Source organism: Bacillus sp. LLTC93 (genome assembly GCF_002993125.1).
Classification (GTDB): Bacteria; Bacillota; Bacilli; order Bacillales; family Bacillaceae; genus Bacillus; species Bacillus zhangzhouensis.
This window is the reverse complement of sequence record NZ_PVME01000003.1, coordinates 570314-590513: the sequence shown is the minus strand read 5'-3', so window position 1 is coordinate 590513 and position 20200 is coordinate 570314. Positions and strand designations below refer to the sequence as shown.

Sequence of the window (20200 nt, the reverse complement as noted above, 5' to 3'; positions counted from 1 at the left end):
CGTTGAAAATAGGTATTATAGGTGCTACAGGGTACGGTGGTGCGGAATTGGTTCGTATCTTCAAGCACCATCCACATGTGGAGGAATGTATATTGTATTCATCAAGTGGTGATGGGCAATCATACAGTCAATCTTATCCGCATCTGACAAACATTGCAGATCAAACATTAAAAGCCATTGATCCGGCTGCCATTGTGCGAGAAACAGATGCTGTGTTTTTAGCGACACCAGCAGGCGTATCAAGTGAACTTTCGCCGAAGCTCATGAATCAAGGGGTGCCAATCATTGATTTATCAGGTGACCTGCGCATTCAAGATGGAGCAATTTACGAAGCTTGGTATAAACGAAGGGCAGCAGATGAAGCATCCGTCCAACAAGCTGTGTACGGTTTATCTGAACTGAATCGTGAAAAAATTGAGCAGGCTGAAGTGATTGCAAACCCCGGCTGCTTTCCTACCGCAGTTCTTCTCGGCTTAGCACCACTGATGAAACAGAATTTAATTGATGAATCTATGATCATTATAGATGCGAAAACAGGGGTGTCCGGTGCCGGACGATCTGCCTCACTAGGAACGCATTTTTCAGAACTGAATGACAACTTTAAAATTTATAAGGTGAATGAGCATCAACACACACCTGAAATAGAACAAGTATTAAGAGAATGGAATCCACAAACGGCAAATATCACATTTTCAACGCATCTTGTCCCGATGACAAGAGGGATTATGGCGACGATGTATACACAATTGAAATCAGATGTCACAAAAGATGAATTGATGAAGCGTATGAAAGGCTTTTATGAAGATTCCTATTTTGTCAGAGTGAGAGATCACGGGGTTTATCCGCAAACAAAAGAAGTATACGGCAGTAACTTCTGTGACATCGGCTTTCATTTAGATGAGCGAACAGGCAGACTGACGATCGTGTCGGTCATAGACAATCTAATGAAAGGCGCCGCCGGCCAAGCGGTTCAAAACTTCAACATCATCAAAGGCTTACATGAAGAGGCGGGCCTCACAATGACACCTCTTTATCCATAAGAACAGGGGAGACAACAAACATGATTGAATTAAATGAAAAAAGCATTGTCAAAATAGACGGTGATGTATCATCACCAAAAGGCTTTGAAGCGAAGGGAATTCACATTGGATTACGCTATTCAAAAAAAGACCTTGGCTTGATCATCAGTGAAGTACCAGCAGCGAGTGCAGCGGTATACACACAAAGTCACTTTCAAGCTGCGCCTCTACAAGTCACTCAAAAAAGCTTAAAAAAGACAGGACAATTAAAAGGTGTGATTGTCAATAGTGCCATCGCCAATGCTTGTACCGGTGAGCAGGGATTAAAAGATGCATACGAAATGCAGGCAGCCTGTGCAGACATGTTAGGGATAGCGCCTGATTACATTGCAGTTTCTTCTACTGGTGTCATTGGAGAATGTCTGGATATGGATAAAATCAAAAAAGGCATCACCCAGCTGAAAGAAGCAAAAGCAGAAAAAGGCCATTTTGAAGAGGCGATTTTAACGACAGATACGGTCATTAAAAATACAACATACACCCTTACGATAGACGGAAAAGAGATTCTCATTTCAGGCGCAGCGAAAGGCTCTGGCATGATTCATCCGAACATGGCGACAATGCTTGGCTTTGTCACAACAGATGCAAATGTCGAGCAGGAAGCTTTGCAAAATGCGCTTCGTGACATTACGGATGTGACCTTTAATCAAATTACCGTCGATGGAGAAACATCGACAAACGATATGGTACTTGTGATGGCAAATGGCATGGCAGAAAATGATGCGCTGAATGAAGAGCATCCAGAATGGCCATTGTTTAAAGAAGGCTTAAAACTAGCTTGTGAGGATTTAGCCAAAGAGATTGCTAGAGATGGAGAAGGCGCAACCAAATTAATCGAAGCGAAAGTGGTTGGAGCTAAAAATAACTTGGAAGCTGGCATCATTGCGAAAAAAATCGTTGGTTCAAGTCTTGTGAAAACAGCCGTATACGGTACGGATGCAAACTGGGGCCGGATTGTCGGAGCCATCGGTCATAGCGCAGCTTCCGTTACACCAGAAGAGGTTGAAGTCTATTTAGGCGGACAATGTCTGTTTAAACATAATGAACCGCAGCTTTTCTCAGAAGAGGAAGCAAAAGCGTATTTAGAGCAGGATGAGATTACGATTTTGATTCAAATGAATGAAGGAAATGGTGAAGCGGCAGCGTGGGGCTGTGACCTTACCTATGATTACGTGAAAATTAACGCGAGCTATCGCACATAATGAAGGGGATAGACATGGATAAAACGATCGTGTTCAAGTGTGGAGGAAGCAAAAGCGTATTTAGAGCAGGATGAGATTACGATTTTGATTCAAATGAATGAAGGAAATGGTGAAGCGGCAGCGTGGGGCTGTGACCTTACCTATGATTACGTGAAAATTAACGCGAGCTATCGCACATAATGAAGGGGATAGACATGGATAAAACGATCGTGTTCAAGTGTGGAGGCAGTGTCATTCGAGAACTTTCAGATACCTTTTATGAAAATGTCCGCTCACTTCAAGCTGCTGGATTTAAGCTTGCTATCGTACATGGCGGAGGACCTGAAATCACCAACATGCTGCAAAGATTAGAGGTGAAAACAGAATTCGTTGATGGACAGCGTAAAACAACGAAGCCTGTGTTAGAGGTAGCCGAAATGGTTCTTTCAGGAACGGTGAATAAATACTTTGTTTCAGAGCTCGCAAAACATGATATATCATCTGTCGGCGTTTCTGGTAAAGATGGTCAGATGCTTGTCGCTGATTTTCTCGATCAAGATGTTTATGGGTACGTTGGCGAAATCAAAGAAGTCAATCCTGAAATGGCAGAAGCATTAATGGATAAACAATTCATTCCTGTCATTGCTCCGTTATCTATGACGGAAGAATGTCAAACCTTAAATGTGAATGCCGATTTAGCAGCATCAGCTGTCGCAGGAGCCATGAAAGCCGATAAGCTCATGTTTGTCACAGATGTTGAAGGCATTTTGAAAAATGGTGAGTTGTTAGATGTCGTCACCGAACAAGAAGCTCTTTCACTGATTGATGAAGGCATTATTTCCGGGGGAATGATTCCAAAAGTACAATCTGCTTTAAGTGCTTTATCAGGAGATGTGGATGAAGTCATGATCGTGAATGGCAAAGGCAGTATATTTACAGGGGAAACCTTTAAAGGAACACGAATTGTGAAACAAAAGGAGGCGGTCCTGTGAGTCATCTCTTTCAAACATATGGCCGGTGGAATATTGAAATTAAAGAGGCAGCAGGTTCTTGGGCAGTCGATACAAACGGGAAAAAATATTTAGACTTTATTCAAGGCATTGCGGTCACGAATTTAGGCCACAATCACCCAAATGTGAATCAAGCCATCAAGGAACAACTAGATCACGTTTGGCATGTATCGAATCTATTTGAAAATGGACTGCAAGAAAAAGCAGCAGAAAAGCTGGCAGCAAATAGTTCAGGGGATCTCGTATTTTTCTGCAATAGCGGGGCTGAGGCAAATGAAGGTGCTATTAAATTAGCGCGTAAAGCCACAGGGAAAACAAATATCGTGACATTTTTGGACTCTTTCCATGGGCGTACCTATGCTGGAATGGCTGCCACAGGTCAAGATAAAATCAAAACCGGTTTCGGACCCATGCTAGCAGGCTTTCACTATGTACCATTTAATGACCCTGACGCTATGTCAGCGTGTGAAGTCGATGATGTGGCAGCGGTTATGCTGGAAGTTGTGCAAGGTGAAGGTGGAGTGAATCCAGCTACAGCAGAATTTCTAGAGGCAGTTCAAGCGTTTTGCAAAAAGCATCAAGCACTGCTCATCGTTGATGAAATTCAAACGGGCATTGGGCGCACAGGAACAGCATTTGCATACGAGCAAGTGGGACTTGATCCTGATATTATCTCAGCTGCAAAAGGTCTAGGAAATGGCTTCCCGGTCGGTGCGGTCATAGGGAAAAAAGCATTAGGAGACGCTTTCTCACCAGGTTCTCACGGAACCACATTTGGTGGCAACATGCTCGCCATGGCAGCTGTGAATGCGACACTTGATGTCATATTCAAAGAAGACTTTCTTTCAGAAGTCAAAGAAAAAGGTGCTTACCTTTTAGAAAAACTGCAAGATGTCAAACAGCTGAACATCGTCAAAGAAGTACGTGGAAAAGGATTGATGGCAGGCATTGAGTGTCATCAGCCAGTAGGTGACTACATCACAGCTCTTAGAGAACAAGGTTTACTGGTGCTTCCAGCTGGTCCGAATGTCATTCGTTTATTGCCTCCACTGAATGTGGAGAAAGCAGAATTGGATCAAGCGATAGAAGCGATCATTCAAGTGTTAGCAAATGAAACGGTGACGGTGTAAATTTTTTTTACACCAGTACGCATAAAAATGCATTTATATAATTAATTATTCAATTTGGGGTGACACAAGCATGAAAGGTTATTTAAATTTAGAAGATGGAGCCTCTTTTGAAGGAGATCTGACAGGAGAAGCTGGCATCACTGGTGAAGTGGTCTTTTTTACAGGCATGACAGGTTATCAAGAGGTGCTCACAGACCCTTCCTATAAAGGTCAAATCATTGTTTTCACCTATCCACTGATCGGAAATTACGGCATCAATCATGAAGATTTTGAGAGCAAAAAGCCACAAGTAAAAGCTGTGGTTGTCTATGAGGCAGCCGAGCATTTTTCTCACCATCTTGCTGCGGTAAGCTTAAAGGATTATTTACAGAAGTGGAACATTCCACTTCTGACACATGCAGATACTCGTGCAGTCGTGCAAAACATCCGGGCAAATGGCACAATGAACGCTGTATTAAGTTTAGACGAAAACGAAACGCCGCCAGCCATGAAGCAAGACAATGTTGTCGAGCAGGTAGCAGAGAATGAGATCTACACACAGGGCAGCGGCGAGGAACATGTGGCGCTCATTGATTTTGGCTTTAAAAAGTCAATTGCAGATTCACTTGAGGCGCGCGGCTGTAAAGTAACAGTCATTCCTTATAAACAAATGGAAAAGGTGTTTGAGATCAAGCCAGATGCGGTTCTTCTGTCAAACGGACCTGGAGATCCCAAAACAATGAAACCATATTTAAAGACGATTCATGACATCATGATGACCTTCCCGACACTTGGTATCTGCTTAGGTCATCAATTAATCGCTCTTGCACTGGGCGGGGATACGTATAAGCTTCCTTTTGGCCACCGCGGGGCGAACCATCCCGTACAAGATACAGAATCAAAACGTGTCTTCATGACAAGTCAAAATCACAGCTATGTTGTGAATGAAAAAAGCATGAATGACAAAGAAGTGGATGTGAAATTCCTTCACGTCAACGATGGATCTGTAGAAGGATTCATTCATAAAGAGAAGCTGATTATGTCCGTTCAATTTCATCCAGAAGCACACCCAGGGCCTGCTGAAAGTGAATGGGTATTCGATGATTTTATTGAGAAAGTGAAACAAGCAAGGAGAGAAGTCGCACATGCCTAAAGATCAAAGCATACAAACCATCCTAGTCATCGGGTCTGGTCCAATCATCATTGGTCAGGCAGCAGAATTTGATTACTCAGGAACACAAGGATGTATGGCCTTAAAAGAAGAGGGCTACAAAGTCATCTTAGTGAATAACAACCCAGCAACCATTATGACAGATGAGTCATTTGCTGATGAAATCTATTTTGAACCGCTTTCAGTTGATTCAGTGACAAGAATCATTGAAAAGGAAAAACCAGATGGTCTTTTAGCTAACCTTGGCGGACAGACCGCTTTAAACCTTGCTGTCGAGTTAGAAAAAGCCGGTGTGCTGAAAAAGCATGGGGTGACACTGCTCGGAACGTCAGTTGAAACAATTGAAAACGGTGAAGATCGTGAGAAATTCCGTGCTCTCATGAAACATTTGAACGAACCTGTGCCAGATAGTGAAATTGTGGATAATGCGAAAGATGCCCTTCAATTTGCAAAAGAAGTAGGCTTCCCAGTCATTCTTCGACCAGCGTACACACTTGGCGGTAAAGGTGGAGGAATCGCTTTAACAGAAGAGGCGTTTAAACCGCTTATTGAAGGAGCCCTTTTAGCGAGTCCAATTCATCAGTGTTTAGTTGAAAAAAGCATTGCTGGCTTCAAAGAAGTCGAGTATGAGGTCATGAGAGATCGTCAAAATACGTGTATCACTGTATGTAATATGGAAAATATCGATCCGGTTGGTGTGCATACAGGGGACTCAATTGTCGTTGCACCATCCCAAACATTAACGGATCAGGATTATCAAATGCTCCGTTCAGCGAGCCTGAAAATTATTTCAGCGCTGGATGTAGTCGGCGGTTGCAACATTCAATTTGCTCTTGATCCACTCAGTAAAGAATACTTTGTCATCGAGGTAAATCCACGGGTCAGTCGTTCTTCAGCTCTTGCATCAAAAGCAACAGGCTATCCGATTGCAAAAATGGCTGCAAAGCTTGCGGTGGGCTATACACTAGACGAATTGAAAAACCCGCTCACAGGCACAACTTATGCTAGCTTTGAGCCGGCACTTGATTATGTCGTCGTGAAATTCCCGCGCTGGCCGTTTGATAAATTTAAACATGCAGATCGTAAATTAGGCACAAAAATGAAGGCTACTGGTGAAGTCATGGCCATTGACCGTAATTTAGAGTCTGCCATTCAAAAAGCAGTCGCATCACTTGAAATCAAAACAAAGGGCTTTCATTTGCCAGAACTGAAAGAGCAATCGACTGAACAATTATTTGAATTAATCAAAACGCCAGACGATCGTCGTTTTTTCGCTGTCATGGAGCTTCTTTCTAGACAAGAAACGGTTGAAACGATTCATCAAATGACGCAAATCGATCTATTTTTCTTACATGTGTTCAAACATATGATCACACTCGAGCAAGAACTGAAGAATCATAAGGGAACTCTATCCAAAGACACCTTGAAAAAGGTAAAGGAAAAAGGCTTCCTTGATGAAACGATCGCTTCTCTCACGGGAAGCAGTGAAGAGGCGATTAGACAGCTTCGCCTGGAATATGGCATTGCGGCTTCATTTAAAATTGTCGATACTTGTGCTGCGGAATTTGATGCGAAAACGAATTACTTCTATTCCACGTACTTTGGCAAAAGTGATGGAGAGCATCAGGAGAAAACAAAGCAGCGTGCATTGATCATTGGCTCTGGTCCGATTCGAATTGGGCAAGGAGTCGAGTTTGATTATAGTGCAGTACATGGGGTTCTCACCTTGCAAAAGCTTGGATTTGAAACCATCATGATGAACAACAATCCAGAAACGGTAAGTACCGATTATGAGATTGCTGATCGTTTATATTTTGAACCTATTACATTAGAGCATATCTTAAACGTTGTGGAAGCGGAACAAATTGATTTCGTCATCGTCCAATTTGGCGGGCAGACAGCAATCAACGTAGCAGAAGGCTTGGAAAAAGCCGGTGTCACTTTGTTAGGTACGTCCTTTGACACACTAGATGCGCTAGAAGATCGTGATTTGTTCTATCAGCTTCTTGATGAACTAAAGCTTCCTCATGCAAAAGGAGATACTGCTCACTCAAAAGAAGAAGCACTCGCGCATGCTACAAGCATCGGTTACCCTGTGTTAATTCGCCCATCGTATGTCATAGGCGGAATGGGAATGATCGTTGTTCAATCTGAAGCACATTTGACGTCACTGCTTGATCAGCCTGATCATTTGCCATATCCGATCTTAATTGATGAATACGTCACTGGAAAAGAAGTTGAAGTGGATCTCATTTCTGATGGAAAAACGATCTTCATTCCAACGATCGTTGAGCATATTGAGAAAGCGGGCGTGCACTCAGGTGACAGCTTTGCCATTTTACCGAGTGTCTCCATCAGCGAGGAGATCAAACAGCAGGTGTATAACGCATCTGAACAAATAGTGAAGAAATTAGCCTTCAAAGGCATTATGAATATCCAATTTGTGATCAAAGGCGATCAGGCGCTTGTATTAGAGGTGAACCCTCGGGCAAGCCGGACTGTCCCAGTAGTCAGTAAGGTAATGGGGATTGAAATGATTCCGCTGGCAACACAGTTATTAGCTGGTGCGACGCTTGAAGAATTGAATCCTTCGACGAAAAACAAAGGGGGAACAGCTGTCAAATTCCCAGTTTTCTCATCACATGCCATTCAAGATATCGATTTAAAGCTGACACCAGAAATGAAAGCAACAGGTGAAGGAATGTGTGTAGGCAAAAACGTCGAAAGCGCCTTGAAAAAAGTGTTTGCGTCGATCTGGCATCAAAAAGGCAGCCTCTTTATACAAGGCAGTGAGCTATTAATAGAGGAAGCGAAACATGCAGGCTTTGATGTCTGGACTGGCAGCTTTGAATCTTGGCTGCAACAAGGCGATAAATCCCTCCACATTCATTTGGCGGATGATGAAGAGGCAAAAGAGCAGCGTGTAAAAGCTCTCACACATGGTGTTCAAGTATTAACCGAATATGAAACAGTTCAAGCATTCCTGCAAGGGAAAGAGGGAGATGTGTCGCCCGTATCTCTCCATGAATTATATAAAAAGGAAGTGACGGCATGAGTCAAGTCGACGTGCAACCGGCATTATACGGAAAAGACTTTTTATCGTTAAAGGATTTTTCTATCAATGACATTGCGTACTTAATTGAAAAAGCGGAAGAAATGAAACAGCATCCATATCAGGATTTATTCAAAGGGAAAACGTTAGCGATGATCTTTGAAAAGTCCTCTACTAGAACCCGTGTATCGTTTGAAGCGGGAATGACGCAGCTAGGAGGGCACGCACTCTTTCTTAGCTCAAATGATTTGCAAATTGGCAGAGGAGAATCCATTAGTGATACGGCGCAGGTGCTGTCTGGCTATGTAGATGGCATTATGATTCGGACCTTTGAACATGAGAAGGTGGAGGAGCTTGCAAAATACGCGTCTATTCCAGTGATCAACGGACTGACTGACTACTCACATCCATGTCAGGCACTTGCTGATTTATTGACGATTAAAGAAGCAAAAGGGACATTAAAAGGAGTCAAAGTGGCGTATATCGGAGATGGAAATAATGTGGCTCACTCCTTGATGGTCGGCTGTGCGCAGCTAGGCTGTGATATTGCGGTTGCATCACCAAAAGGCTATGAACCACTCCAAGAAGTGACAGATACTGCACGTAAGTTTGCAAAACAATCAGGCGCAGAAGTGATTGTTACGACAGACCCTGTAGCAGCTGTTCAAGATGCTGATGTCATTTATTCAGATGTGTTTACAAGCATGGGGCAGGAGGCGGAAACAGAGAAACGTCTTGCTGAATTTAAAGAATATCAAGTCAATGATGAACTGATGGGTCATGCAGCAAAGGATTATATCTTCCTTCATTGTTTGCCGGCACACCGCGGAGAAGAAGTAACAGCAGACATTATTGATGGGCCGCACTCAAAAGTATTTCAACAGGCAGAAAATCGCCTGCATGTGCAAAAAGCGTTAATCAAAGAGCTCATGTATCAACAAACCAAATAAACCACATAAGTCCCTGACTCGTAGGAGCAGGGACTTTTTGCATAGAGGATTGGAGAGGCAAGTGACGGGACATAATAACATCAATCGAGAAAGGAGGATGGAAATGGGTCAACAGCATCAGTTTAAATCAGGGAATAAAGCACCGAATAATGGTGTCTATATCGAGATCGGTGAAACCGGAAGTATGGTGAAAGATCCTTTAAAGATTAAGCTCAAAGCAGGCGACGTCTTTCCGGATAACTCGAACCATAACCGTGTTTGGACCTACCAAAGAAAGCCGTAAGCAATTGACTAAGAGTCCATATGAATAAGTCTTTAGAGGCATGTGTCATGCCTCTTTTTTCTTTATAATAAAAAACAATTAAGTTCAAATTTTCAAATAAATAGTATGAAAAAAAGAGAATGTAAGGTAAAATATGTAATTATTAATAGAGATGTTGAAAGGATTTGTGTGATGGAAATGACGAATCTCAGTGAAAGTGTTTGGAATAAACGCTTCACCTCATTATTCATATCAAGACTCATTAAAAATACAGGGGAAAGTTTTGCTTTTACATCCGTTCTTTGGCTATTGATTTTAAGAGGGGATGGAGCGCTTGGTACAGGACTTCTTCTAGCAGTTACAGTTCTTCCTTCATCATTGTTAGCCCCAATACTAGGACCTCTTATGAAAAAGCACCATTTGTCTAAATGGATGTTCGCTTCAGACGTCGTTCGAGCAACAATTGTACTCATTATTCCACTACTGCACTTTTCGCATCTATTGCCCCTATGGTTATTGATCTCATTAATGGTGATTCAATCGGCAACAGGTGCAGCATATAACCCAGCTTCTGTGGCTATCTTACCGCAGATTGTTCCGAAGCATCTCATTCAAAAAGCAAATGCGATCCTGCAATCTTCTTTTGAAATTGTCGCACTTGCAGCAGTGATGGTAGCGGGTCTCTTGGTCAAATTAATTGGACCTGCAGATACACTGCTGATCACAACTGCCTTATTTATCATATCTGGCCTGTTTATTATTGGCGTCAAACTAAAGAAGACAGACGAAGAAAAAGCAGCAGGCATTAAACAAGCAAAGAATACATATTTTTATAACTTAAAAAGAGGCTTCCTTGTCGTCAAAAATCATCACATTTTATTTGCGCTAACGCTGTATTGTATTTTAATGAATGTCGCAGCAGCCCCGTGGCAGGCACTGTCGGCTGTATACGTAGCAGAAGCGCTGCAAAGTGATTCAATGGTGTATTCCATTTTAAGAGGCGTTGCCGCAGTGGGCGCGTTTATGATGGGCTTTGCACTGGCAAAGGTGAAAATTAAAAGATTTGGTTTGTTCTTTATTGTCGCAGGAATGATTGAAGGGGCAGCGTTCTTTATCACAGGGATGAGCACATGGCTGCCAGTCGTTCTTCTTGCTTCCTTTATTTTTGGCGCCGCCGTTAGTGCGATTAATGTACCGGAAATGGTCATTATTCAAACGTCAGTGGACCAGGAGGATCAGCCACAAGTATATGCTGTGATCAATGCATCATCAAATGTCTTTCTCCCGTTTGCAGCTGTCGTATCGGGCGTCCTCGCAGAAAGATTTGGAGCGGGACCTGTTATTGCTGGCGGGGGGGTGCTTGAAATTTTATCAGGCATCGCGATCTTCCTGTTTACAGGGCTTGCGAAAAGCCATTTGATAGCAGACAAACAGAACTCTGAAACGGTTGAGGTGTAAACCAATAAAAAACCCCCTGTATTCAAGACAGGGGGTTTTAACGTGAAGACAAACCTCTTTAATTCACGCTGAAAAAAAGAAAAAGAGCTAAAATCATCATTTTAGCTCTTTTTCAGCAATCGTTTCTTACGTATTAAGAGTGTTTTGTTGAACTTTCCGTTTCTTTCATTGGACTTACTTCAGCAAAGATGAATAAAATAACCGTAAACACAATAGCAAGAATGGAAGTCAAAGTAAAATCATAAGCAGCTCCATTCATAGATGCAACGATGTAACCAGCCATATGTGTCAGCAGAAAAGTCCAAATGAGGGTGATAATATAATGCATAATCCCACCGTCCTTTATGTAACAATCTATTGATTATCATACCATAGATACGAGTTAAGGGAAAAGACTGTTTTCCGCCTTTATGTGACCATTTTTAGACCTTCTGCTATAAAATTGAAAAGAATTCTTAGTCTTTAGGGGATTTCCTTATTCCTACAAGAGTTGTTGTTCATATCATAGAAAGCAGAATCACTGAAAGGAGGCTGGCCATATGGGTGTAAGCGAACGGTTTTTTCAGCTTGGTTCCCAGTGGAACGTCATTCACCTTCCTCAAAAACCAAATGGCTTTGGCATTCTTATCCTCGGTGACCGAAATCACTTTGTGCAGGAAAATACATCATTCTGGCTTCAGCATTATGGAAGAAACCAGCTTTTAACTGCCTTAAAGGATGAAGGATATACATTGTTTAATAGTCATCTTCATGGGAATCACTGGGGATGCGAAGATGCCGTATTTAGTGCAAAGCAGCTTGTTCATCACACATTAAAACAAGAAATATTAAACCGGGAAATTCATGTGCTGGCGGAGGGGATGGGGTCACTTGTCGCCATGAGCCTTGCCGAAGAGATGCCAGAAGTGCTAAGGTCCATTGCGATGGTGAATCCTTGTTTGCATCTGCATGCACAAAGAGAAAGAGAAAAGGAACACAAATTCTTTTACAAACAGCTGATCAAAGAGTTAGCGCAGAGCTATGGCTGCACTGAAAAGGAAGCTGAAACGTATCCACTGCCTTCTTGCCCCGTTCATTCAGCTCATGTACCGATTCATATATGGCAAAGACTAAGCGGCGCACCGTATTCATATGAACTTCACGCAAAGCCCTTTATCGATCAGCATATGAGAAATCCAGAACATTGTCAGGTCGATCTCACCTTGCATATGTTTGATCATCCAAGAAGAATCTTTCAATCCATTCACAAGTTTTATAAATCGCATGAAAGAGAATTGTAATGAATAGGATGATAACAGCCCTTCATGGAAAGGGCTCTTCTTTTTATTCGATATGCTAAAAAAGGGGACATGAACATGGAAACAGGACTGATCATAGGTGCAGATGAATTTTTTGGCCTGACACTTTGTGAATATATGATGAAAGAGGGCATTCAAGTGGATATCACGTGTCCTCACGATCATACAGAAGAGCAAAAGTTGCTATTAGAAGAGCGGATGATGTGGCTCGGCCGGAATGACCTCGTCCGTGTCATTGACCTTCAGGATGGCAAAGAGACGTATGATCTGATCTTTATTCAATCAGAGGAACCCAATAAAAGAGAAACAGACATCAAAGCGCAGCAGGGCATGTACCGAATACTGTTCGAAGAACCTGAAGACGAACCGTCCAAACAGAACGTGCCAGCTGTTATCCTTCCTCGCATGTTCGGACCGTGGACACTTGATGAAGAAAGAAGAACAAAGAATGACCACTCATTTTTTGTAGAAGATGTCGCAAAGGATCTTTTGAAATGGGCGTCGCGCACCAACCAAAGACAGGATATGACGCATCAATTGAAGGTAGAAAGCCAAACAGATGACAAACAAGCAGAAGAAATGATCGCAGAATGGAAAAGACAAAACTCAACATTTTTCGACAAAAAGCAAGAATGATCTTCCATCTTATCTTTTTTCAGTATAAAATAAACCTATATTTAACATACAGGTTCATGCCTGCATGTTGCAAAGGGAGTTGAACATGGCATGAAGTACCAACGGCTTGTCATGATCTTTTCGTTCCTTCTCCTATTATCTGCCTGCTCGCAGGCGCCTTTAAAAGGACATATTGAGAAGGTGGGTTTACTCGTCCCCGATACGATCAATGATCAAGTTTGGGGAACGAAAGGTTATAAAGGCTTATTAAGTATTCAATCGACATTTGGTGTAGATGTTTATTATAAGGAAGGGATGGTCGACAAGGAGAAGATCGTTGATGCCATTGAAGAATTCCATAAAAAAGGAGTCAATTTGATTATTGGCCATGGCAATGAATACAGCGAAATTTTTAACTTGATCAGTGAAGATTATCCCAAAACACAATTTATTACGGTTAATGGAAACAAGCCTCAGGCTGACAATGTCACAAATGTGACGTTTAAAGGAGAAGCCATGGGCTTTTTCGGAGGCATGACAGCAGCACATATGTCAAAAACCAAAAAGATTGGTATTCTTGCTACATACGATTGGCAAAGTGAAGTAGACGGCTTTATCAAAGGCGCAAAATATCAAGATGAACATGTGCAAGTGCTAGCGGAATTTGTCGAAAACTGGGACGATGCTGACAAAGCTGTGGATCTCTATCAAAAATTGAAAAAACAAGGCGTAGATGTTGTGTATCCAGCAGGTGATGGTTATAATATCCCTGTCATTGAACAAATCAAAGCCGATAATTTATCAGCTATCGGGTATGTCACCGATCAATCCAACCTCGGAAGTCATACCGTCTTAACGAGCACAGTACAGCATGTCGATAAAGCGTACAGTATCATTGCGAAGAAATTTAATGAAGGCAAGCTAAATGAACAAGATGAGTACTCCTTTGACTTTAAAGAAGGAGTGATCGAAATGGGGAAATTTAGCTCAACCATTGACCGCGCTTTCGTGAAAGACATTGAGAGTGATATTGCGTATTACAAAAAAACTGGCAAACTGCCAAATGAAAAGTGAGGACTTTGAACATGCAGCACGAAAAATCGATGGAGTTTTTACAAATTGCCATGAAGTATTTCCCGCAGGCAAAAGAAGAATTAGATAAAGCAGGGATTCAGCTTGAGCCTGAAGCTCTTCAGCCGCTACTATCATTGTTTACATCGGTCATGCAAGAGGCATATGAGCTTGGAAAAGCAGATGCAGAATCAGAAAAAGCCACAAAATAGTGGCTTTTTTTTATGATAATTTTTTCTTGAAGGCACTAATCATAGGGCCAACATCTTTAAACACAGGCTTCAGCTCGTCGATCGAGTTCATGATGTTCCCGATCTGATTCATGACATGCACATAGTCAATTGAGTCATCATTTGAAGATGTTTCCGCACGATCCTCCTTTGCTTCTGTCTTGCTTTTCTCCTTTTCAAGTGGCTGACCAAACATCATTGCCGAGAAAATATCTTTTTGCGCCATATCACATGTTCCTTTCTACTATTGGTATACATTAATCTATGAAAAAAGTGAAAGGAAAGGTTAGACGTTTGTATTGCCAAGGAGAAAAAAATAAGGTAAAATTAGTACCAGATACTAATATAAGATCACAATATTACATGCTCGTATGAGTAAAAGGAGTCTTAATCAATGAATGCTGGAATTATTGGCCTTGGCCGCTATATACCTGAAAAAGTATTAACAAATCATGATTTAGAAAAAATGGTTGAAACTTCTGACGAGTGGATTCGTACTAGAACAGGTATAGAAGAAAGAAGAATTGCATCTGATGATGTCAATACATCTCATATGGCGCTTGCTGCTGCAAAAAAAGCATTAGCTGACGCAGATGTGGCTGCAGAAGATATTGATATGATTCTTGTGGCGACAGTCACGCCAGATCAAGCATTTCCGACAGTCGCTTGTATGATTCAAGAACAGCTCGGTGCACATAAAGCATGTGCAATGGATATTAGCGCTGCTTGTGCTGGCTTTATGTATGGGCTTGTTACTGGAAAACAATTTATCGAATCAGGAACTTTCAAGCACGTGCTCGTCGTTGGCGTTGAAAAGCTTTCTCGCATTACCGACTGGGATGACCGCAATACAGCTGTTTTGTTTGGAGATGGAGCAGGTGCTGCAGTGTTAGGAACAGTCAGCGAAGGCAAAGGAATTCTATCATTTGAGCTTGGAGCCGATGGAAGCGGCGGGAAGCACTTGTACTTAGATGAAAAAGATCATACAATCATGAATGGACGAGAAGTATTTAAATTTGCTGTAAGACAAATGGGCGAGTCAAGTGTAAACGTCATCGAAAAAGCTGGACTATCAAAAGAAGACGTTGATTTCTTGATCCCGCATCAAGCAAATATTCGCATTATGGAAGCAGCCCGCGAACGCTTAGAGCTGCCAGTCGAAAAAATGTCGAAAACTGTCCATAAATATGGAAACACATCAGCAGCATCCATTCCAATTTCATTATGTGAAGAAATCGAAGCCGGAAAAATTCATGACGGCGATGTGATTGTAATGGTTGGTTTTGGTGGCGGATTAACGTGGGGCGCAATCGCTATGCGATGGGGCCGATAAAAGAGTGAGGTGCACAAATTAATGGATAAAAAGCGAGTAGTTGTTACAGGATTAGGTGCTTTGACACCTCTTGGCAACGATGTAGAGACAACATGGAAAAATGCTGTAGCAGGTGTATCAGGTGTTGGACCGATCACACGTGTCGATTCAAGTGAATATACCGCAAAAGTAGCTGCAGAACTAAAGGATTTTAACATCGAAGATTACATGGAGAAAAAAGAAGCGAGAAAAATGGCGCGCTTCACTCAATATGCAGTCGTTGCTGCTCAAAAGGCTTTAGAAGATTCACGCCTTGAAATCACAGATGAAATCGCACCGCGTGTTGGTGTATGGGTTGGGTCTGGTATTGGTGGACTTGAAACATTTGAAGAGCAGTTTGAAGTGTATTCAAATAAAGGGGCAAGACGTGTCAGCCCATTCTTTGTCCCAATGATGATTCCAGATATGGCGACAGGACAAATTTCTATTGCACTTGGCGCAAAAGGAGTTAACTCTTGTACAGTCACAGCATGTGCAACAGGTACAAACTCAATTGGTGATGCATTTAAAGTCATTCAGCGTGGAGATGCTGATGCCATGATCACAGGCGGAACAGAAGCGCCGTTAACAAAAATGTCGTTTGCAGGTTTCTGTGCGAACAAAGCACTATCGACAAATCCTGATCCAGACACAGCAAGCCGTCCATTTGATAAAAACCGTGACGGATTTGTCATGGGTGAGGGAGCTGGGGTTATTGTTCTTGAAGAACTAGAGCATGCGTTAAAACGTGGTGCAACCATTTATGCAGAAATCGTTGGATACGGTTCAACTGGTGATGCATACCATATTACAGCACCTGCTCCAAACGGAGAAGGCGGCGTTCGCGCGATGAAAGAAGCGATTCGAGACGCAGGTTTGTCTGTGGAAGAAATTGATTATATCAATGCCCACGGAACAAGCACACCTTACAATGATAAATTTGAAACAATGGCCATTAAAGAAGTGTTCGGAGAGCATGCAAATCAGCTTGCGATCAGTTCGACAAAATCAATGACAGGTCACTTACTTGGCGCAGCAGGCGGAGTAGAAGCGATTTTCTCTGTTCTTGCGATTAAAGACAGCGTCATTCCTCCAACGATTAACCTTGAAACACCGGATGAAGAATGTGACCTTGATTATGTAGCAAATGAAGCACGTTCAAAAGAAGTACAAGTTGCTTTGAGTAACTCACTTGGCTTTGGCGGGCATAATGCGACAATTATTTTCAAAAAATACGAAGCGTAATACTTCCTGAGAAGGCGGTGATCTATAAACAGATCGCCGCCTTTTTGCATATGATAAAAATGGAGGTGTTAAACGGTATGGGTCTGATCAATACACAATATCTCATCCATCAATCATCATCATTTCAGGAGCTTGCGGTGCGCTTTGTCCCTTATTTTAAAGGAGCAGCAGAAAAGGAATGGTCCTCTATTCTGTCCCATTTACAGCATCACGGGATGGCGCGATCTTGGAACCCGTGCCAGGAAATGATCGATAAGCTCAAAGAAAAAGGATACTTCAAGCTCGTCATGAAAGAATATCAAAAGCTGCAAAAACAGTGGGGAGGCCCTGACATCCCTGTGTTTATTTTACCTGTCAATGAGAGCAGTAAAGAAATCAGAGAGCAATTTTATTATCAATCCGGCATGGCATTTGACGACAAGGTTTTTCTCTTTTTATCGCCAAATACCCCGAAAGAACGTATCGGTACATTACTGACACATGAATATCACCATGTATGCAGGTTGCATTTTCTCACGAAAGAAGAAAAAGATTTTACATTCCTTGATACAATCATGATGGAAGGGTTGGCTGAATATGCTGTGTATCATAGATACGGAGAAAGCTATACAGCCAAATGGACCAGATTATATGACGAAGCGCAGCTTCAGCGCATGTACAAGAAATGGGTATCCAGTCACCTTCATAAGAAAGTCCAGGACGACGAAAGACTGATACAGAACCTCCTTTATGGAAAAGGGAACTACCCCAAAATGCTTGGTTACGTCACTGGGTTTTATATCGTGAAAAAGTATTTCAGTGAGCATCGAATCAGCGAGGAGTCTATGATTGCAGAGCCAGCCGAAACCTTTTTAAAGGCGATAGAATCACAAAGTGAATAAATAACATAAAAAGAGACATATTACAAATTTACTAAATAATTCTTGATTTCGTCATGCTGATGTAATAATATACAAATATAAATTTTGATAATTCTTTTTATTATAAAAAGACGGAATTTTTTGATTTTCTTTTATTGATCTATGGAGAAAGGAGCGAATGAATGAGCGCGCTACTTGAAGTGCAAAACTTAAAAACATATTTTTTTCGAAAAAAGGAACCGATTCCCGCTGTTGATGGCGTTGATTTTAGCATCAACAGAGGAGAAACTGTCGCATTAGTCGGTGAGTCTGGATCTGGCAAAAGCATTACGTCCTTATCCATTATGGGTCTGATTAATGGGACTGGTGGAAAAATTATGGACGGTTCCATTAAGCTTGATGGAAAAGACCTTGTTACATATGGTGAAAAGGAATTATGCAGTATTCGCGGAAATGACGTATCCATGATTTTTCAGGAACCCATGACCTCACTTAATCCCGTTTTAACCATCGGGGAACAAATAACTGAAATCCTCATCTATCACAAAAAACTTTCAAAAAAAGAAGCTACCAGAAAAGCGATTGACCTGCTGAAGCTTGTTGGTTTTTCTCGCCCAGAACAAATCATCAAAGATTATCCGCACCGTTTATCCGGCGGCATGCGTCAACGAGTCATGATTGCCATTGCGCTAAGCTGCGACCCAAAGCTTCTCATTGCAGATGAACCGACAACGGCACTAGATGTGACCATTCAAGCGCAGGTGCTTACCTTGATGAAAGATTTATGTTCTACATTTGGTACATCCATTCTCCTCATAACACACGATTTAGGTGTCGTATCTGAAGTAGCAGATCGAGTGATTGTCATGTACTGCGGACAGGTTGTTGAAAATGGGACCGTCGAAGAGTTATTTGATCAGCCGCTTCATCCTTACACGGAAGGGTTGCTTGAATCAATTCCTGTCATTGACGGAGAGATACAGCCATTAACGGCGATAAAAGGGAATGTTCCTGCGCCAGATCAGCTTCCAGCCGGCTGCCGCTTTGCTCCTAGATGTCCGAGTGTGAAGGATCGCTGCCTAGGAGAGTTGCCCAAGCTGAGAACATTTGAAAATGGCAGAAGCGTCAGGTGCTTCTTATATGAGGAGGCAGACCAAACATGACCCTTGCTGAAAATCAATCACAGACAACAGATCTTCCAGAGAAAGAAACCATTCTTGAACTGAAACATATTCGAAAACACTTTCCGATTAAAGCGGGAGTATTGCAGAAGAAAGTAGGTGCGGTCAAAGCTGTTGACGGCATAGACCTGAAGATTTATAAAGGTGAAACGTTAGGCATTGTTGGGGAGTCAGGATGCGGTAAATCTACATTAGGACGGACAATGATTCGCTTATATGAACCAACAGACGGTCAAATCCTATTTAAAGGGCAAGATATCTCGCGTGTATCTGAATCAAAGCTAAGACAATCAACACGAAAAAACATCCAAATGGTTTTTCAAGATCCCTTTGCATCACTCAACCCTAGAAAAACACTTCGAAGCATCATCAAAGAACCCTACAAAACACATCACTTATATTCCTTCAAAGAAAGAAATGAAAAAGTGGAACAGCTTTTGTCAAAGGTGGGCCTTCATCCAAGCTTTGCAAATCGCTACCCCCATGAATTTTCTGGCGGGCAGAGGCAGCGGATCGGCATCGCTCGAGCCCTTGCCATGAATCCCGAAATGATCATCGCAGATGAGCCGGTTTCAGCACTCGACGTATCCATTCAGGCGCAGGTGATTAATCTGATGGAGGAGCTCCAGGAGGAATTTGACCTGACCTATCTATTTATCTCTCATGATCTAAGTGTGGTCAGACACATTAGTGATAGAGTCGGCGTCATGTATCTTGGCAAAATGATGGAGCTTGCCGATAAGCACAGCCTGTACGATGAACCGCTCCATCCGTATACACAGGCACTGCTTTCTTCCGTTCCAATCACCCGTAAAAAAGGGCAGGTGAAAAGAGAACGCATTATGTTGCAAGGTGACTTGCCGAGCCCTGCGAATCCGCCAAAAGGTTGCGTGTTTCACACAAGATGCCCGCATGCGAAGGAAATCTGTAAACAGCAAGTACCTGAATTTCAGGAATTAAGAACGAACCACTTTGTTGCCTGCCACCTCTATGACGCTTAATCAGCTTGTATGATCTCATCTTTGAGAGGGGGGATGAAGCAGCATCTGTCGTCATTTCTAAAAAAAGAATAGGGGG

The 20200-nt window shown here is 42.2% G+C and carries 20 protein-coding genes and 1 pseudogene; 19 read left to right on the top strand and 2 right to left on the bottom strand.

Going from position 1 to position 20200, the window contains the following annotated elements; translation table 11 throughout:
- Positions 1-2 precede the first annotated feature (2 nt).
- The 10 genes and pseudogenes from argC to C6W18_RS12535 all read left to right on the top strand — a co-directional run bounded on the left by argC (position 3) and on the right by C6W18_RS12535 (position 11272).
- Positions 3-1040 carry an N-acetyl-gamma-glutamyl-phosphate reductase gene (gene argC / locus C6W18_RS12580; protein ID WP_189318087.1) on the top strand — a complete coding sequence of 346 codons (1038 nt, stop codon included), beginning with the start codon at positions 3-5 and terminating at the stop codon, positions 1038-1040.
- 20 nt (positions 1041-1060) lie between these two features.
- Positions 1061-2281, top strand: a complete 1221-nt coding sequence (gene argJ / locus C6W18_RS12575; protein ID WP_034322967.1) for a bifunctional ornithine acetyltransferase/N-acetylglutamate synthase — start codon at positions 1061-1063, stop codon at positions 2279-2281.
- Positions 2282-2329: 48 nt separating this feature from the next.
- A pseudogene (locus C6W18_RS12570) lies at positions 2330-2461 on the top strand (bifunctional ornithine acetyltransferase/N-acetylglutamate synthase); the annotation flags it as partial.
- Positions 2462-2475: 14 nt separating this feature from the next.
- Positions 2476-3252: an acetylglutamate kinase gene (gene argB, locus C6W18_RS12565; protein WP_105927761.1), complete on the top strand. Its 777-nt coding sequence runs from the start codon at positions 2476-2478 to the stop codon at positions 3250-3252.
- Positions 3249-4400 (top strand): acetylornithine transaminase, encoded by a 1152-nt coding sequence (gene argD, locus C6W18_RS12560; RefSeq protein WP_105927760.1) that lies wholly within the window; start codon positions 3249-3251, stop codon positions 4398-4400. The genes argB and argD overlap by 4 nt, the downstream gene beginning before the upstream one ends.
- Positions 4401-4470: 70 nt before the next feature.
- Positions 4471-5532 carry a carbamoyl phosphate synthase small subunit gene (locus C6W18_RS12555; RefSeq protein WP_105927759.1) on the top strand — a complete coding sequence of 354 codons (1062 nt, stop codon included), beginning with the start codon at positions 4471-4473 and terminating at the stop codon, positions 5530-5532.
- Complete coding sequence (carB, locus tag C6W18_RS12550; RefSeq protein ID WP_105927758.1) at positions 5525-8605, top strand: carbamoyl-phosphate synthase (glutamine-hydrolyzing) large subunit; 3081 nt, start codon at positions 5525-5527, stop codon at positions 8603-8605. Before C6W18_RS12555 ends, carB begins: the two co-directional genes overlap by 8 nt.
- Positions 8602-9552 carry an ornithine carbamoyltransferase gene (argF, locus tag C6W18_RS12545; RefSeq protein ID WP_105927757.1) on the top strand — a complete coding sequence of 317 codons (951 nt, stop codon included), beginning with the start codon at positions 8602-8604 and terminating at the stop codon, positions 9550-9552. Before carB ends, argF begins: the two co-directional genes overlap by 4 nt.
- Before the next feature lie 103 nt (positions 9553-9655).
- On the top strand, positions 9656-9835 hold the full coding sequence (locus C6W18_RS12540; protein ID WP_008348517.1) for a YjzC family protein: 180 nt from the start codon (positions 9656-9658) through the stop codon (positions 9833-9835).
- Positions 9836-10006: 171 nt separating this feature from the next.
- A complete protein-coding gene (locus C6W18_RS12535; RefSeq protein WP_105927756.1) occupies positions 10007-11272 on the top strand; it encodes an MFS transporter in 1266 nt (421 codons plus the stop codon).
- A 133-nt stretch (positions 11273-11405) separates the two neighbouring features.
- Here the strand turns inward: C6W18_RS12535 and C6W18_RS12530 are convergent, their stop codons facing one another.
- Positions 11406-11600: a YjzD family protein gene (locus tag C6W18_RS12530; protein WP_034322948.1), complete on the bottom strand. Its 195-nt coding sequence runs from the start codon at positions 11598-11600 to the stop codon at positions 11406-11408.
- A gap of 211 nt (positions 11601-11811) precedes the next feature.
- On the opposite strand from C6W18_RS12530, the gene C6W18_RS12525 reads away from it, so the two are divergent.
- The 4 genes from C6W18_RS12525 to C6W18_RS12510 all read left to right on the top strand — a co-directional run bounded on the left by C6W18_RS12525 (position 11812) and on the right by C6W18_RS12510 (position 14468).
- Positions 11812-12552 (top strand): hypothetical protein, encoded by a 741-nt coding sequence (locus tag C6W18_RS12525; protein WP_105927755.1) that lies wholly within the window; start codon positions 11812-11814, stop codon positions 12550-12552.
- Positions 12553-12627: 75 nt separating this feature from the next.
- Positions 12628-13206, top strand: a complete 579-nt coding sequence (locus C6W18_RS12520) for a hypothetical protein (protein WP_034322942.1) — start codon at positions 12628-12630, stop codon at positions 13204-13206.
- A gap of 90 nt (positions 13207-13296) precedes the next feature.
- Positions 13297-14259: a BMP family ABC transporter substrate-binding protein gene (locus tag C6W18_RS12515; protein WP_034322940.1), complete on the top strand. Its 963-nt coding sequence runs from the start codon at positions 13297-13299 to the stop codon at positions 14257-14259.
- 11 nt (positions 14260-14270) lie between these two features.
- Entirely contained in the window at positions 14271-14468 is a 198-nt protein-coding gene (locus C6W18_RS12510; protein WP_034322937.1) for a ComZ family protein, read from the top strand.
- 10 nt (positions 14469-14478) lie between these two features.
- On the opposite strand, the gene C6W18_RS12505 is transcribed toward C6W18_RS12510, so the two are convergent.
- On the bottom strand, positions 14479-14712 hold the full coding sequence (locus C6W18_RS12505) for a hypothetical protein (protein ID WP_034322934.1): 234 nt from the start codon (positions 14710-14712) through the stop codon (positions 14479-14481).
- 168 nt (positions 14713-14880) lie between these two features.
- On the opposite strand from C6W18_RS12505, the gene C6W18_RS12500 reads away from it, so the two are divergent.
- The 5 genes from C6W18_RS12500 (at position 14881) to C6W18_RS12480 (ending at position 20124) form a co-directional block, all read left to right on the top strand.
- Entirely contained in the window at positions 14881-15819 is a 939-nt protein-coding gene (locus C6W18_RS12500) for a beta-ketoacyl-ACP synthase III (RefSeq protein ID WP_034322930.1), read from the top strand.
- Between the two features lie 21 nt (positions 15820-15840).
- Positions 15841-17082: a beta-ketoacyl-ACP synthase II gene (fabF, locus tag C6W18_RS12495; RefSeq protein WP_034322928.1), complete on the top strand. Its 1242-nt coding sequence runs from the start codon at positions 15841-15843 to the stop codon at positions 17080-17082.
- Positions 17083-17159: 77 nt separating this feature from the next.
- Entirely contained in the window at positions 17160-17963 is an 804-nt protein-coding gene (locus C6W18_RS12490; RefSeq protein ID WP_105927754.1) for a DUF2268 domain-containing putative Zn-dependent protease, read from the top strand.
- A 161-nt stretch (positions 17964-18124) separates the two neighbouring features.
- Positions 18125-19105, top strand: coding sequence for an ABC transporter ATP-binding protein (locus C6W18_RS12485; protein ID WP_105927753.1), 981 nt, complete (start codon positions 18125-18127; stop codon positions 19103-19105).
- Positions 19102-20124, top strand: a complete 1023-nt coding sequence (locus C6W18_RS12480) for an ABC transporter ATP-binding protein (protein WP_034322923.1) — start codon at positions 19102-19104, stop codon at positions 20122-20124. The genes C6W18_RS12485 and C6W18_RS12480 overlap by 4 nt, the downstream gene beginning before the upstream one ends.
- Positions 20125-20200: the final 76 nt, after the last annotated feature.

Bases quoted from the DNA above. Each gene is read 5' to 3' on its own strand.
- argF (WP_105927757.1), top strand. From the start codon at position 8,602: ATGAGTCAAGTCGACGTGCAACCGGCATTATACGGAAAAGACTTTTTA.
- C6W18_RS12525 (WP_105927755.1), top strand. From the start codon at position 11,812: ATGGGTGTAAGCGAACGGTTTTTTCAGCTTGGTTCCCAGTGGAACGTC.
- C6W18_RS12540 (WP_008348517.1), top strand. From the start codon at position 9,656: ATGGGTCAACAGCATCAGTTTAAATCAGGGAATAAAGCACCGAATAAT.
- argJ (WP_034322967.1), top strand. From the start codon at position 1,061: ATGATTGAATTAAATGAAAAAAGCATTGTCAAAATAGACGGTGATGTA.
- C6W18_RS12485 (WP_105927753.1), top strand. From the start codon at position 18,125: ATGAGCGCGCTACTTGAAGTGCAAAACTTAAAAACATATTTTTTTCGA.
- C6W18_RS12510 (WP_034322937.1), top strand. From the start codon at position 14,271: ATGCAGCACGAAAAATCGATGGAGTTTTTACAAATTGCCATGAAGTAT.
- C6W18_RS12505 (WP_034322934.1), bottom strand. From the start codon at position 14,712: ATGGCGCAAAAAGATATTTTCTCGGCAATGATGTTTGGTCAGCCACTT.
- fabF (WP_034322928.1), top strand. From the start codon at position 15,841: ATGGATAAAAAGCGAGTAGTTGTTACAGGATTAGGTGCTTTGACACCT.
- C6W18_RS12480 (WP_034322923.1), top strand. From the start codon at position 19,102: ATGACCCTTGCTGAAAATCAATCACAGACAACAGATCTTCCAGAGAAA.
- C6W18_RS12515 (WP_034322940.1), top strand. From the start codon at position 13,297: ATGAAGTACCAACGGCTTGTCATGATCTTTTCGTTCCTTCTCCTATTA.
- C6W18_RS12555 (WP_105927759.1), top strand. From the start codon at position 4,471: ATGAAAGGTTATTTAAATTTAGAAGATGGAGCCTCTTTTGAAGGAGAT.
- C6W18_RS12500 (WP_034322930.1), top strand. From the start codon at position 14,881: ATGAATGCTGGAATTATTGGCCTTGGCCGCTATATACCTGAAAAAGTA.
- C6W18_RS12520 (WP_034322942.1), top strand. From the start codon at position 12,628: ATGGAAACAGGACTGATCATAGGTGCAGATGAATTTTTTGGCCTGACA.
- carB (WP_105927758.1), top strand. From the start codon at position 5,525: ATGCCTAAAGATCAAAGCATACAAACCATCCTAGTCATCGGGTCTGGT.
- C6W18_RS12530 (WP_034322948.1), bottom strand. From the start codon at position 11,600: ATGCATTATATTATCACCCTCATTTGGACTTTTCTGCTGACACATATG.
- argB (WP_105927761.1), top strand. From the start codon at position 2,476: ATGGATAAAACGATCGTGTTCAAGTGTGGAGGCAGTGTCATTCGAGAA.
- C6W18_RS12490 (WP_105927754.1), top strand. From the start codon at position 17,160: ATGGGTCTGATCAATACACAATATCTCATCCATCAATCATCATCATTT.
- C6W18_RS12535 (WP_105927756.1), top strand. From the start codon at position 10,007: ATGGAAATGACGAATCTCAGTGAAAGTGTTTGGAATAAACGCTTCACC.